Source organism: Mycobacterium sp. D16Q16 (assembly GCF_002013745.1).
In the GTDB taxonomy this organism is placed as follows: domain Bacteria; phylum Actinomycetota; class Actinomycetes; order Mycobacteriales; family Mycobacteriaceae; genus Mycobacterium.
Genome location: NZ_MAEY01000025.1, coordinates 94,838 through 108,243 on the forward strand (window position 1 = coordinate 94,838; position 13,406 = coordinate 108,243).

General features: G+C 64.4%; 8 protein-coding genes and 1 pseudogene. 3 read left to right on the forward strand and 6 right to left on the reverse strand.

Features of this window, described 5'->3' with window-relative positions:
• Positions 1-102: 102 nt before the first annotated feature.
• The 4 genes and pseudogenes from B4394_RS21975 to B4394_RS21995 all read right to left on the reverse strand — a co-directional run bounded on the left by B4394_RS21975 (position 103) and on the right by B4394_RS21995 (position 8,717).
• Complete coding sequence (locus B4394_RS21975; protein WP_078312981.1) at positions 103-939, reverse strand: ChuX/HutX family heme-like substrate-binding protein; 837 nt, start codon at positions 937-939, stop codon at positions 103-105.
• Positions 929-2,671, reverse strand: coding sequence for a diflavin oxidoreductase (locus tag B4394_RS21980; RefSeq protein ID WP_078312980.1), 1,743 nt, complete (start codon positions 2,669-2,671; stop codon positions 929-931). Before B4394_RS21980 ends, B4394_RS21975 begins: the two co-directional genes overlap by 11 nt.
• A gap of 7 nt (positions 2,672-2,678) precedes the next feature.
• Positions 2,679-8,096, reverse strand: a pseudogene (locus tag B4394_RS21985) (glutamate synthase-related protein).
• A 288-nt stretch (positions 8,097-8,384) separates the two neighbouring features.
• Positions 8,385-8,717 (reverse strand): hemophore-related protein, encoded by a 333-nt coding sequence (locus B4394_RS21995; RefSeq protein WP_078292398.1) that lies wholly within the window; start codon positions 8,715-8,717, stop codon positions 8,385-8,387.
• 287 nt (positions 8,718-9,004) lie between these two features.
• Here B4394_RS21995 and B4394_RS22000 point away from each other — a divergent pair, with 287 nt between their 5' ends.
• Both B4394_RS22000 and B4394_RS22005 read left to right on the forward strand, forming a co-directional pair.
• A complete protein-coding gene (locus B4394_RS22000) occupies positions 9,005-9,886 on the forward strand; it encodes a universal stress protein (protein ID WP_078316268.1) in 882 nt (293 codons plus the stop codon).
• 66 nt (positions 9,887-9,952) lie between these two features.
• A complete protein-coding gene (locus B4394_RS22005) occupies positions 9,953-10,459 on the forward strand; it encodes a DUF1802 family protein (protein WP_286142294.1) in 507 nt (168 codons plus the stop codon).
• Here B4394_RS22005 and B4394_RS22010 read toward each other — a convergent pair.
• On the reverse strand, positions 10,429-11,205 hold the full coding sequence (locus tag B4394_RS22010; RefSeq protein ID WP_078316270.1) for a hypothetical protein: 777 nt from the start codon (positions 11,203-11,205) through the stop codon (positions 10,429-10,431). The genes B4394_RS22005 and B4394_RS22010 overlap by 31 nt on opposite strands.
• 134 nt (positions 11,206-11,339) lie before the next feature.
• Between B4394_RS22010 and B4394_RS22015 the strand changes: the two genes are divergently transcribed.
• Positions 11,340-12,956: a diflavin oxidoreductase gene (locus B4394_RS22015; RefSeq protein ID WP_078316271.1), complete on the forward strand. Its 1,617-nt coding sequence runs from the start codon at positions 11,340-11,342 to the stop codon at positions 12,954-12,956.
• Positions 12,957-12,960: 4 nt separating this feature from the next.
• Here the strand turns inward: B4394_RS22015 and B4394_RS22020 are convergent, their stop codons facing one another.
• The gene (locus B4394_RS22020) at positions 12,961-13,326 is read right to left on the reverse strand and encodes an RNA-binding S4 domain-containing protein (RefSeq protein WP_078312999.1); all 366 of its coding nucleotides are present in this window, start codon (positions 13,324-13,326) and stop codon (positions 12,961-12,963) included.
• Positions 13,327-13,406: the final 80 nt, after the last annotated feature.

Consider the following 13,406-nt stretch of genomic DNA (forward strand, 5'->3'; position numbering starts at 1 on the left):
TTTCCCGGACGCTGCCCCCAATTCACCGGGACATCTCAATCTGTTCACACGCCAGCGACCGGCCGCTGTGAGCAAAGCGCCGAAACATCCGCCCTGCGTCGGTCAAACACCGGCCGGCAGCGAGGCAACCATGTGCTCCCATGCCTGGTGCAGTCGGGCCGTGATCGGCCCGGTCTGTGTAATAGCGGTGACACAACGGTGGCTGTGGTCGTACAGCTCCACCGAGGAGGTCAGCCCCTGGGTGCCGTACGCATGCGTTACCCAGCTCTCGGCGACGAACACCGGGTCCATGGCGTACCGCGAGGCACCGAAGATGACGGCGATATGCGCGCCTGCCTGTTCGACCATCGCGGCGTGGCCGCGGTGCAACTGGACACAGCCACCGCCGGGGACCGCGACGGTAAACGGCATGTCCACATCGACGAGGTGGGCCAGGAGATGAGGCACAACCGCGGAATCGATCGTGCGGGCACCGGTAAAGGGGAGCACCCGGTAACGCCCAGGAGTGAGGGCGTCGAGATGGGTGAGCTGGTCGGTGTCTCGCCAGCTGACGTCCGACCAGTCCGTGACGGGGAACGCCTCCGGATCGGGCGCTGGCGCCAGTTCGAGCGCGCTGACCGTCAGGCGGTCCGAGAGCGGCGTGAGATAGGCACGGTGGGTGCCCGTGTCACCGACTATCGTCAGCCCCCGCGGAGCGAGGAACGCCTCGCGCACGAGGGCCGGATTCAGCCGCAGCGCAACATATTCGTCATCGCAGCTGAGCGCATCGCCCGGAAATGAGGGTTCGAGGTACTCGCCGGTGTGGCTCAGCAGGGCGGCGTCGTTCGCGGTGACCGCGACGACCGTGCCGAGCGCGGGTAGTGCTTCGGCGATGGCCCTGGGCCCCGCCACGATCCGCCGGGCGGGGCAGTGTTCGCAACGCCGGCCGTCAGTACACATCGCGGACGTACCGCTTTTCCCGCTTGAGGGTGTTGACGTACTCAGAGGCTTCGTCGGGGCTCAATGCGCCGTGCTCACCGACGATCTCGTGCAATGCCTTGTCCACATCCTTGGCCATGCGCGTGGCATCGCCACACACATAGAAGTGCCCACCGTCCTGGAGCCATGTGAACAGATCCCGGCCGTGCTCGCGCATCCGCGTCTGTACATAGACCTTCTGCGCTTGGTCGCGAGAGAACGCCAGGTCCAGGCGGCTGAGGAGTCCGGAGGCATGCCAGCCGTCCAGCTCGTTCTCGTAGATGTAGTCATGCTCCCGGTGCTGGTCACCGAAGAACAGCCAGTTACGGCCACTGGCACCACGTTGCTCCCGTTCCTGCAGGAATGCCCGGAATGGTGCTACGCCGGTGCCGGGGCCCACCATGATCATCGGAGCGTCATCGTCGGTGGGCACCCGGAATGACTTGTTGGGCTGCAGGAAGATTCGGGCACTGCTGCTGCGGTCAGCCAGGAAGGTGGAACATACGCCGCCGCGCTCGCGGCCCAAGCTCTGGTAGCGGACGCTGGCCACCGTCAAATGGATGCGGTCGGGATGGGCCAGCGCGCTGGACGAGATCGAGTAGGCGCGGTGCGGAAGCGGTTTGAGGAGTCCGACGAACTCTTCAAGGCTGAGCGCATCCCCGCCGATACGCAGGATGTCCAGGATGTCCTTGCCGTACAGCCAGGCGTCCAGCACCTCCTTGACCCCGCCGCGCAAGGCGTGTGAGAACTCCTCGCTCTCCGCGCGGCTCTCCACCTCGCTCAACAGATCCCGTGACGGCGTACTGATCTCGTAGCGTGCGCCCAGCAGCTCGCCCAACGGCTCGCCGTCGACAAGCGTGCCGACAGAGACACGGAAGTGATCGGCGATCGCCTCCACAAGTGCCGGGTCGTTCTCCGGGATGACCGCAAGGGCATCGCCGGCCTCGTACACGATTCCGCTGTCTGCGAGCGCGAACTCGAAGTGCCTAATTTCCTTGTCTGAACCGGCCCGTGAGAGCAGCCTGTTGACCCGTACCTCCGCGGAGAATGGGTTCTTCCGGGTCCACCCGGATCGTGCCGCGATACTCGGCGGGGGAGTGCCGGGACCGCCGCTGGCCCCGGCCAGGGTCGCCAGGCTCCCTACCGCCCCCAGCACCCATTCCGCGGCCTGAGCCTCGTAGTCGATATCGCAGTCGGTGCGCCCCACCACCCGGCTCGCGCCGAGTTGTTCGAGCCGGGTGTCGATGAGCTTGCCCGCCTGGCAGAAGCCGTCATAACTGGTGTCGCCGAGCGCGAGCACTCCGTAGGACACCCCTTCGAGCCGCGGCGCCAGTGCCGAAGACAGTGCTTCCCAGAACAATTCGGCATTGTCGGGCATCTCGCCCTCGCCATAGGTGGACGTGACGATGAGGACGTATTTCAGCCCGGCGAATTCGTCGAGTGCTATCTCGTCGAGTCCGCTGACCGTGGCGTCGAATCCTTGCGCCTTGGCGGCCGCGGCGATGTCACCCGCCACGCCTTCGGCGTTGCCGGTCTGCGTGCCGTAGAGAACCCGCAGCGGCGGCCGCGGAGCTGCCAGGTCTGCGGTGGCAGCCGGAGGCGGAGCCGCCAGGTTCATGGCAAGGCGGGAATGCAGCCCCGCCAGGAAGCCCGAGAGCCAGGCGCGCTGGTCCTCGTTGAATGGGGCGTCTTCGGGAATGTAGGCGATCTTCATGGCTTCTTCACGTGGTCTGGAGGGACGGTCCGGAGAGGGCGACGACAGGCAACGCCTGATGTGCGAATAGCTCTTCGAAGGAAGGCAGACGGCCGATCTTGTCCAGGTTCTTGGCGCTCTGGAAGAGGATCCAGCCATAGGTGCCGGGGCTGTCCATCGACAGGACATTGCGCTGGTTCAGCGCGTCCTTGTAGTCGGTAAGGCGCTTGTCCGCGATGAGCACGGCCAGGTCCTCGTCGCTGTATCCGTCGATTGCCTCCCTCGCATACTTCTGCAGCTTCTGGATCAGGAAAAAGTCCTCGGTCAGCACGAGATTGCGCACCGCCTTGTCGATCCGCGGATCCGTCACCTCCGTGACGTTCGGCATCCTCGATAGTGCGAGCTGCTGTGCCATGTTCAGGACCGTGTAGGTGTTGAGCAGCGCGTACATGCCCTCGGTATCGGTGTCGCCATAGGCGGGCACAGATCCACCGAGGACATCGCGCTGGTCGCGATACGACCGCTTCAACTTATGCACCTGGTAGCCGGCCAGGGCAGCGGTGAGCTCGTCCAACAGCTCCTTGCGTGTCTTGCCGTGCAGAATGGCGTCGGAATCCTGGTATTGCAGCAGAGCCCGCGACATCGTATAGACCAGGTGCTCTCGAGTGGACTGCCAATCATCAAGTAAAGCCTGACCTTTGGCCGATCCGGTAGCCGACACATGCCATTCGAGCAGGATGCGTGCGGCCGCCTCGTGGAACGGCGCATCGGTGACGGGCAGTACCAGTACCGAGTCGGTGCTCACCTTCGACGGCAGTTCGCCCAGTGGGTCGTACTGATACAGGAAGCCGCCGCTCATCCCATTCGCGACGCCCTTACCAAAGCCACCGATGTTGAGAACAGCTCCGTTTGTCATGTATTCGCACAGGAATTCGCCGACTCCTTCGACCACCGCTGTGGCACCCGAGTTTCGAACGGCGAAGCGGTCGCCGGCCTGACCCTCGACAAAGAGTCGGCCGCCGGAGGCGCCGAACAGTGCGAAGTTACCGATGAGAACGTTGCCTCCGGCGGCATCCGAACCGCCGCCCGGCGAGCGCACCGTGATTGTGCCGCCGCAGGCGCTCTTGCCGACGCCGTCGTTACAGGTGCCCGTGTGCGTCAGCGCCATGCCGTCGTTACAGAAGACGCCGTAGCTCTGGCCCGCCGAACCGGTGGTGGTGATGGTGACGCTCTCCGGCAGCAGATAACGGCGGCCGCGCTCGTCGGCGGCAACCGCGGATCCGTCCGCCCCCTGGTAGTTGAGCATCCGCTCGATGTCGATCGCGAGCTGCCCGCCCACGCTCTTGTTCTGATTGGTCAATCCCATAAGCGGCAGTACCGCGCCGTCAAGATCGAGCTGGGCGGCGAACGCGTCGTCCACCGAGTAGTCCTTCTCCATGTACACGGGGTTCTCGACGACGAATTCCTCTGCCACCGCGAGCATTCGGCGCAGATCGAGGGTGCCGATGCTCGAGGGATGGTCCAACAGGTGCAGCAGGTCGCTGCGCCCGCGCGCTTCGCGCAGTGTCCGCAGGCCGAGCGCCGCCAGGATCTCCCGCACCTCGTGCGCGATGTTCAGCAGATACTGGGCGAGCGCGCGTGGGTCACCCTCGAACACCTCGGCGTTGGTCGTCAACCCGGCGGGGCACTTGATGTTGCAGTTCTTGGCCATGACGCACTTGAGCATCATCAGCGCGGTGGTTCCGAACTCGAAGCTGTCCGCGCCCAGCAGCGCCGACTTGATGACGTCACTGGCGGTCTGGTGCGCACCCGAACAGCGCAGCACCACCTTCTGCCGGATTCCGTTGGCGCAAAGCGCCTGATGTACTTCCGCGACGCCGATCTCGGCGGACCGGCCCGCGTACTTGAGGCTCGTCACGGCAGCCGCGCCGGTGCCGCCGGTGTTCCCGGCGACGTTGATGACGTCCGCACCGGCCTTCGCGACACCCACCGCGATCGTGCCGATGCCCTCCGAAGACACCAGCTTCACGATCACCCGGACGCGCGCGGCCTTGCAATCGTGGATGAGCTGGGCAAGATCCTCGATCGAGTACGTGTCGTGATGGGGTGGTGGAGAGACGAGTTCAACGCCAGGGGTGCCGCCGCGTGCCGCCGCGATCTGCACGGTCACCTTGGGCGCAGGGAGCTGCCCGCCCTCACCGGGTTTGGCGCCCTGACCGATCTTGATCTCCAACTCCTGAAGCATCGGGTCGGCGAGGTAACCCGCCCACACCCCGAAGCGGCCCGACGCGAACTGCTTGATACGAGAGCCGCGGATGGTTCCGTAACGGCTGATGTGCTCGCCGCCCTCACCACAGTTCGACAGGCCGCCAACCAGGTTGGTTCCATGCGCCACCGCCTCATGCGCCGGGGCAACCAACGCGCCGTGGCTCATGGCTCCCGATGTCAGCGTCGGCGTGATCTCGCTGGCCGGCTGCACCGAGGACAACGGAACCGACTCGGGGGCCGTCCTGATCTTCGCCAGGTAGATCGCCGCCTGACCTGTCGCACGCACCCGCAGCTCGTCGCCGACGATCTCCTGGCCGGTGATGTCGCTGCCGAACCGCACGCGCAGCGAGGCCGCAAGAGCCGCCAGCCGTTCGTGGGTGTGCGCGAGCCGCAGGACGAACTCGTCGTCAGTCTGCTGGCAGGACAGGCCACGCACCTGAAAGTCGTTGTTCCCAAACCGGGCGAATTGCCCCATTTCCCTGCGGAACTCATTGGCCGTATGCACGAAGTTGACGTCGGCGGGCAGGGCCAGCACGTCGCGAAGAGCGGCTGGGCGCCGGGTACGTTCCGTGTTCATTGCCCGGACGAAGCTGCGGTAACCGGGCGTAATGTCGAAACTGTCGACGGCACGTGCGGGCAGCTCGTCAAAGCTGTTGTTGCGGTAGGCACCATCGTCCAGGCCGAACGCACCCTCGAGCTGGTGCAATGGCAGCAGCCGCAGGTAGGTTGGGTCGGCCATGTCGGGGTTGTCCGGGCGCGCGTCGTCCCCGAACGAGATTTCTTCCTCGGTCATGTCCACGAACCCACGCACGGCTGTCGTCCCGTACGAGTGGCCGGCGCCTTCGGCCCGCTCCTTGAACAGCCCGAGTAATGGAACGTCCTTCTCACCTGTTACCGCCAGTGCCCGCGCATGCCAATCGGCGACCGCCGCCGCCAGCGTGGAGAATCCGACACCGGCGACCGGTGACGTCACATTGGGGAAGTACCTGTGCAACACCGGATCCGACGTGTCCAGATAGTTGGGCTCGAAGAACTCTCCACCGATGTAACTCTCGACGGTACAGAGACCGACCCGGCCCATCGTCTTCATCAGGGATTTCTCGGCTGCCTTGGCGAAATGCTTGAACGCCTTGTCAGCATCGGCGCCGTACTTTTCCTCTGCCCGCATCTGCACCGCGAGCGGATACACCGCCGAAGCTCCGAAGCCCAGCACAGCGGCCACGTGATGGGAGGAGCACAGTTGCCCACTCTCGGCGATCAGCGAAACGCGCAGCCGCAGGCCCTCTTCGATCAGCCGCTGGTTGATGGCGGAAATCACGATGATGAGGGGCATCGCGGCGCGATCACTGGAGACATGGCGATCGGAGATGACGGCAATACCGCCAGTTTCCCGGGCGAATTCCTCTACCGCATCGCATAATTCATCGATAGCCAGCACGATCCGCTCGGCGTTCGACTCAGGGTTGGACAGCTCGACTCGGTAGCGCATCCCGAAACGCCGCACCGGGGTGCCTTGCTGCTCGCGGATCTTGAGCATGTCGAGATGAGTGAGGACGGGGGAGGGCACCACGATCTGCGGTGCGGGCTGTGCCCCGCTGTTGGGTTTCGCGCCAAGCGCGACGCGCAAGGTCATTCCATCCGCCTCGCGGATGGAGTCCAGCGGCGGGTTGGTCACCTGAGCGAATCGCTGCGAGAAGTATTTCGCAACGCCGCCTTCCTGATTGGAGAGCGCGTTGATGGCCGCGCCGTATCCCATCGCGGAGATCTTTTCCTGGCCGGTGGCCAGCATCGGATCCATCAGGAACTTGAAGCTCTCCTGGTTGAGCGAATAGGCCACGTACCGCTGGTGCCGGTCGAGGTCACCGTCATACCGTGCCGGCGAACCCTGGCCCAAGGGGGGCACATGGGGCAGATCGGCGATGTTCACGCGGGCCTGCGCCAGCATGGTGGGGTAATCATGGCGCGCGGCAAGCTTTTCCAGCGCTTCAACAGTGCCGTAGGACCGACGCTCGGCGTGGTCGTAGTAGCGCATGCCGCCGGCTTCGATGCGGCCACGCTCGAGCACCGTGTCGGGGTCAAAGTAGATCTGGCCGGCCTCGGACATCACCCCCAGGTACTCGGCCGTCTCGACGGTGCGCAGCGGCCGAAGGCCCAGCCGGTCCAGGCGTGCGCCGATGATGGTGCCGTCTCCGAAGATCAACGCGGCCGGGCCGTCGTTCTTCTCCTTCTAGAGGCTGAAGTACTCCAGCATGGCCGTCACTTCGGGCGAGAGTGTCGTGTCGTTCTCCCACGCGGGCGGCATCATCGCGACAACGGCGGTGACAAGATCGAGGTCATCCTCGAGCACACGGCTCTGGAGGGTCTGGTCCAGCCGGCAGCTGTCCGATTGCCCTACCGGGCGAATGATCGCTCGATTACGGGCGCGTGCCATAGCGTTTTCGGATAGGCGATTTTTCTTGTCGGTGTTGAGCTCACCGTTGTGCGCCATCAACCGGAACGGCTGGGCCATGGTGGCATTCGGCGCGGTGTTCGTCGAGAACCGCGTGTGGAAGAACATCGAGTGCACTTCCATGCGCGGGTCGGATAGGTCACTGAAGTAGGGCACCACTTCATTCGAGTTAAGCCGCCCCTTGAGAACCTGAGTCTGCGTGCTGAGCGAGAGTGGGTACAGCCCTAGCAATTCCGGGCGTGTGTAGCCGACAGCTTCGATCGCCATCAGCGCCTCATGCGTCTTGCGGTCGGAGTCGGAGAGGAACACCCACTGCCGTATCGGCAGCTGATATCTGATGGCTGCCGGGCGGATCGCCGCATTGTTCACCGGCACATCGCGTTTGAGCAGAATCGTGAATCCCTGGGCGAGCAGTGCCTGCTCGATGACCGCCTCGGCCTCGGGGTGGAACGCCGGGTCATTGGGCAGGAAGAAGTTGCCCACGCCGAACTGGCCCGGCCGCAAGCCGGGATCACCCGTCAATTCGGAGAAGAAGCGCAAGGACAGGTCCATGTTGACACCGGCTCCGTCACCGACACCTTCGGAAGACATCCCACCGCGGTGCGGAACGGCGCAGAGCGCCTCGTGGAGCATCCGCACGACGTCGTGTGTCTGCACGCCGTCCTTGCGGGTCAGGAAGCCGACGCCGCAGCTACTTTTCTCCTGGCTCTGGTCATACAGCCCGTTCAGCCGATTCTCCTTACCCAGCGCCGCGCACGGCGTATCCAGCGTGTGACGTTGGGTCTCTCGTTCGTTGAGCGAACCCGCCCTGACCAGTGCTCGGCATGGTCACGACCCGATAGAAGCCGGCAATCCGGCCCTTTGGGGTCAATTAAACCAAGCCTAGCCTAAGTCAATAAGGTCTGATAGCCAGCGGGATATACCTCACACTGACTACCAGGCTTAGCAAGCGTGCCGACGCATCAATGGACCGGCCGCCCCATCACCATTATGAGGTAGCGGCCGGGAAATCGCCGATCAGTAGTTATTGCAGGAGTTGGCGACCTGGTTGATCAGGACGGTGTACTCCTGAACGGCGGGCATACCGCGCACCTCGTTGACCATCTGCTGCCGCTTCGCTCGCGGAGAGGCCACGAACTGCTGCAGCCACGCACCGGCGATCGGATTCGCGTTCACCTGCTGTGCCGCCGCGGGCGACTGCTCGTTCAGTGCCGCCATAATCTGCGGGTAGGTGCACGTGGTGTTGACGATAGCCGTCACATCCGGGTCGGCGGAAGCGATTCCACCGCCCGCAACCAGCGACAATGCCACCGCGCCAGAACCAACAATCAACTTCGCCGTCAAGGGCATTCTCGTCTACCTTCCACCAGTTCCCCCGACGTCCATATCGACTGCCGGCGAGATTCCGTTACGCACAACGCTAGCAGGATCCTCAGAGTCCTTAGTCATGCTATCTACCGGCCCATGAGCCCCAAATGAGATCTCCGCCAACACGAATGACACTCATATTGAGTGATGCAGCACACCTTTGTATGGGCGAAAGTCACAGAGAATGGGGATTTTGGCCCATGGGAGCCACGGCGGCCTGTCCATAGTGTCGGTGGTGGGAGCAACCGTCCTACCGCATCGGAGGAGTCATGACCACCACGCCCCACCCGCACATTCTCGTGGGCATCGACGGATCGACATCGGCTCTACACGCTCTGACATGGGCGGGTGCCGAGGCCCAGCGGCGGAACCTGCCGCTGACGCTGGTCCACGCCATCGACCACAGCAGCTTCGGCCAGGGCTACAACCTGGGAGCATCGGCGAGCTTCTTTGATCACCTGGACACCGACGGGGCCGAGTTCCTCAGCCAGGCCAAGGACCACGTCTACGCACTGCATCCGAACATTGAGGTGTCCACGGTCAAGGCGACCGGTAAACCGGTGGCGATCCTCGTCGAACTGTCGAGAAACGCCGCCATGACGGTGCTTGGTTCCAGCGGACTCGGCGGATTCACCGGGATGATGGCCGGTTCGGTGTCGGTGTCGCTGACCGCGAAGGGACACAGCCCAGTCGTCGTCGTCAGGGAAGCACCGGGACCGGCGGGGCCGATTGTCGTGGGCGTCGCCGACTCTGAATCCAGTGACGGCGCGATCGCCTGGGCCTTCGAGGAGGCCGCGATGCGAGACGCCGAGCTGGTGGCAGTGCATGTCTGGAACAACATTCCTCCGGGCTACGTGTACGCCTACACGGCGTGGAGCACGATGGATTCGGCCCGAGAGGCACAGCGCCAGGAACAGATCCTTGCCGAGCGGCTGGATGGCTGGCAGGAGAAATACCCGGATGTGCCGGTACGGCGCACTGTCGCAGTCGGGCATCCCGCCGACGTCTTGCTTCGCGAGGCCGAGGGTGCACAGTTGCTCGTCACGGGAAGCCGCGGCCGCGGTGACGTCGCGGGCTTCTTTCTCGGGTCCACCAGCCACGCATTGATACACAAGGCCACCTGTCCGGTGCTGGTGGCGCCCCGGCCGTAGTCTCGCGATGTGACCGAGATTCCAAGCCGGCTCGCCCTGAAGGAGTGGAGCGCCGCGATTCACGGCATGCTCGATGGCCGACAGACGATTCTGCTGCGCAAGGGCGGAATCCACGAGAAGCGCTTCACCCTTGCTGATTCTCGGTTCCTGCTCTTCCCGACGGCGGTGCACGGCCATGCCGAGCGGGTGCGGCCAGAACATCGGGACCTGCTGGCACGCGCGGCCGCCGACAGCACCGAAACGCACGTCGTGGTGCGGGCCGGGGCCGAGGTTGTGGCCGCGGTCGAGGTCAACCGACCCGAGGCACTCGAAGAGCTTGCCGCACTGCATATCTGGACAATCGAATCGATTCGCGCGGACCGCTTGGATTTTCGGCCCAAGCACCGCCTCACGGCGTTGGTGGTGCGGGCGTACCCAATGGTCGCGCCGGTGCGAATTCTTCGCACAGAAGCACACGGCGGCTGCGCCAGCTGGGTTCCGCTGACTATCGCCCCGCAGTGGGGGGCGCCGGTTCATGAGGAATCAACACTCGCCGAGATCGCTCAGCGAGTCCGCGATTCTGTAGGTGCGTGAGACAGCTCGGGGGTTGGAGTGCCACCGATCGCGTCGAGCCATCGCCGACGCACGGGACCCCACCGACGGTCAAATACCAAGGCGCGCTCGCGTGCTCGCGCGAGCTTCTCCTCCGAATAGCGCCACCGCGCCCATGGGGATGTCGGGCGGGCGAGACGCGCCGCGGACCACCAGGCGACGGGAGCGATGAAGATCCCGATCATCGCGGTGGGGTACTTGCCCTTGAGCGCGGTAACCGCCACCAGCCCAAGGTGTATCAGCAACAGCAGCATCGCGACCCCGCGAGCGATCGCGATCACACCGGTCAGGCCGTCCACGTTGAGCGGTGACACACCGACAGCGGCCAGGCCAATACACGCGGACGCGAGCGTGACCATGTCGACCGATAACTGCCCCTCGTTGGACCAGTAGACATCCTCCAAGTGGAAGATCATCGCGAACTCGTCGAGCACCAACGACGCGCCGACCCCCACCAACAGGCCCGCCACGTACGTCCACACCGACAGCGGCGGAGACCCGAGCGCGGTGAAACCACCGACGATCAGCAACACCACCCCTGGGACCGAATGGTGGATGTGCACACCGCCGCCGGAAATGTTGTGAAAGGGCCCCTTTCCATCGCGGATAAGCCGCGTGATCGTGCGTGTCACGACGAAGGTCACCACGAACGCGACGAACCCGAACAGCAGGGGACCTTTGTAGCCGTCCACCACGTCGTAGTGCCACCAAGAATTAAGCCAGCCCACCCACGGATGCTATCGGGTTAGGGGGTCCACGCAGGGAAAAGAGGGGGGAGATCCCCATGGCTTCGCTCGCCAAAGTAAGGTCGCCCTTACCCAGCGCTGGGGACCAGCCCCACGCGCGCGAGCGAGGGAGTGTTGTGACCGCCCAGCCGGACTTCTCGTTGATCGTCGGCTACGGCACCGATATGGGCAATGCCGAGGACGCTGCCATGTCGTTCTCCGAGGCCCTGGAAGAGGCCACCGGCATCAAGTCCGAGGCGATCGAACTCAACCAGGTCGATGTCGCAGATCTGCAATCCGCATCGCATTTCGTGGCTGTGGTGTCGACATTCGGCGACGGTGAATTTCCCGATAACGCGCTGCTGTTCTGGGAGGCGATCAGCGCCGAGGCGGCCGATCGGCTGGAACATCTGACTTTCTCGGTGCTCGCGCTCGGTGACAGCAGCTACGAATTCTTCTGCAACGCGGGTCTACTCCTGGACCAACGCCTGGAGGCTCTGGGCGCGGCCCGGCTGACCGAACGCGTCGATATCGACGGGCCCTATCTCCAGCAGTCGAAGGAGTGGACCACCGATCTCGTCAAGCGTCTGGCGGCCGGCCACCTCAGTACCACCGCAACGCCCGTGGTGACGGAGGCGCCCGTACCACCCAAGCGCGACCGCAACGAGCCTGTCGAGGCGCGACTGCTTGTCAACCGGCTGCTCACCAGCAGCGAATCCGATAAGGAGGTACGTCACTACGAACTGGACCTCACCGACTCCGGAATCTCCTATGAGGCAGGCGATTCGATTGCCGTGCACGCCACCAACGATCCCTCGCTCGTCGCGGCGATACTCGCCGAGTTGGGTGTCGGTGCCGATCATCGGGTCGCCGGCCACGATGAGCCGCTCGCCGAACTACTGTCCGATCATCTCGAAATCCGCACCCCCTCACGGACTCTTCGCGCCTTGGTCGCCACCCGAACGGACAACATGGACGCGGTCGCCGCACTCGGTGGCGACGTCACTCCGGCGCCGGGTTCCTGGCTGTACGGAAAAGATGTTCTGGATCTGATCAGGTTGGGGGAGTTGACCGTTGACGAGCTGGTCGACAATCTGCGCCCGCTTCAGTTCCGTGACTACTCCATCGCATCGAGCCCAGCCCTGCACCCCGACACCGTGCACCTGACCGTGGCGACCATTCGATACGCCGATGCCGATCGCATCTATGGCGGTGTGGCGTCGACATTTCTGGCCGACCGCGGGCAGACGATGCGGGTGCATCTGCGACCCAATCACACCTTCCGGCTGCCGGCCGCCGACGTGCCGATCATCATGATCGGGCCGGGGACCGGGATCGCGCCGTTCCGCGGCTTCCTCCAGGAGCGCCAGGCCGCGGGCGCGCACGGGCGTTCGTGGCTGTTCTTCGGAGACCGGCGCCGTGCTACCAGTTTCCTCTACGGCGAGGAGCTTCAGGGTTTCGTGGATTCGGGCGTATTGACCCGACTCGACCTCGCCTTTTCGCGAGATGGCGCCGACGGTGAACCGAAACAGTATGTCCAGCACCGCATGCTGGAGAGCGAGGCGGAGCTGTTCGCCTGGCTACAGGACGGTGCGTACCTGTATGTGTGCGGCGATGTCGAGAACATGGCCAAGGACGTCGACGCGGCGTTGCACGAGATCGTCGCCCGCTGCGGCGGCATGGACACCGCAGCAGCGCACGCGTACGTCAATGACCTCATCAGGAGCCATCGGTACGTGCGCGACGTCTACTGACGGCTCATTCCCGGCCAGTACGCCACTTATCCAGCATCCGCCGGTCCCGTTTAGTCGGCCGGCCCGCACCGCGGTCGCGCGCCGCCACCTGAACCTGTGGAACCTCAGGCCGGGCAGGTGTTCGGTCGAGGTAGCAAGTCACGGCGTCGGCGGCACCAACCCGCTTCTGGATCACCCTCACCACCTTGACGATTCGGGTCGTGTCGCCCACCAATACGCGTACTTCGTCACCGGGGGCTACCGCCGTCGACGGCTTCACCGGTCGATCGTTGATGCGCACATGTCCACCGCGACATGCCGCCGCGGCGTCCGGCCGGGTCTTCGTCAGTCGGACCGCCCACAGCCACCGATCGACGCGGGACGACTCCATGACGTCCATCATGCAGGGCGTAGGCTCCGAGCTTCGAGCGCGTCATCCGTCGTCGAGGGGGAGGAGTGTGTTCCGGTGGA

What these genes read in the sequence shown, in the direction of transcription:
- B4394_RS22000 (WP_078316268.1), top strand. Translation starts at nt 9,005, where the DNA reads ATGACCACCACGCCCCACCCGCACATTCTCGTGGGCATCGACGGATCG.
- B4394_RS21980 (WP_078312980.1), bottom strand. Translation starts at nt 2,671, where the DNA reads ATGAAGATCGCCTACATTCCCGAAGACGCCCCATTCAACGAGGACCAG.
- B4394_RS22005 (WP_286142294.1), top strand. Translation starts at nt 9,953, where the DNA reads ATGCTCGATGGCCGACAGACGATTCTGCTGCGCAAGGGCGGAATCCAC.
- B4394_RS21975 (WP_078312981.1), bottom strand. Translation starts at nt 939, where the DNA reads ATGTGTACTGACGGCCGGCGTTGCGAACACTGCCCCGCCCGGCGGATC.
- B4394_RS22020 (WP_078312999.1), bottom strand. Translation starts at nt 13,326, where the DNA reads ATGGAGTCGTCCCGCGTCGATCGGTGGCTGTGGGCGGTCCGACTGACG.
- B4394_RS21995 (WP_078292398.1), bottom strand. Translation starts at nt 8,717, where the DNA reads ATGCCCTTGACGGCGAAGTTGATTGTTGGTTCTGGCGCGGTGGCATTG.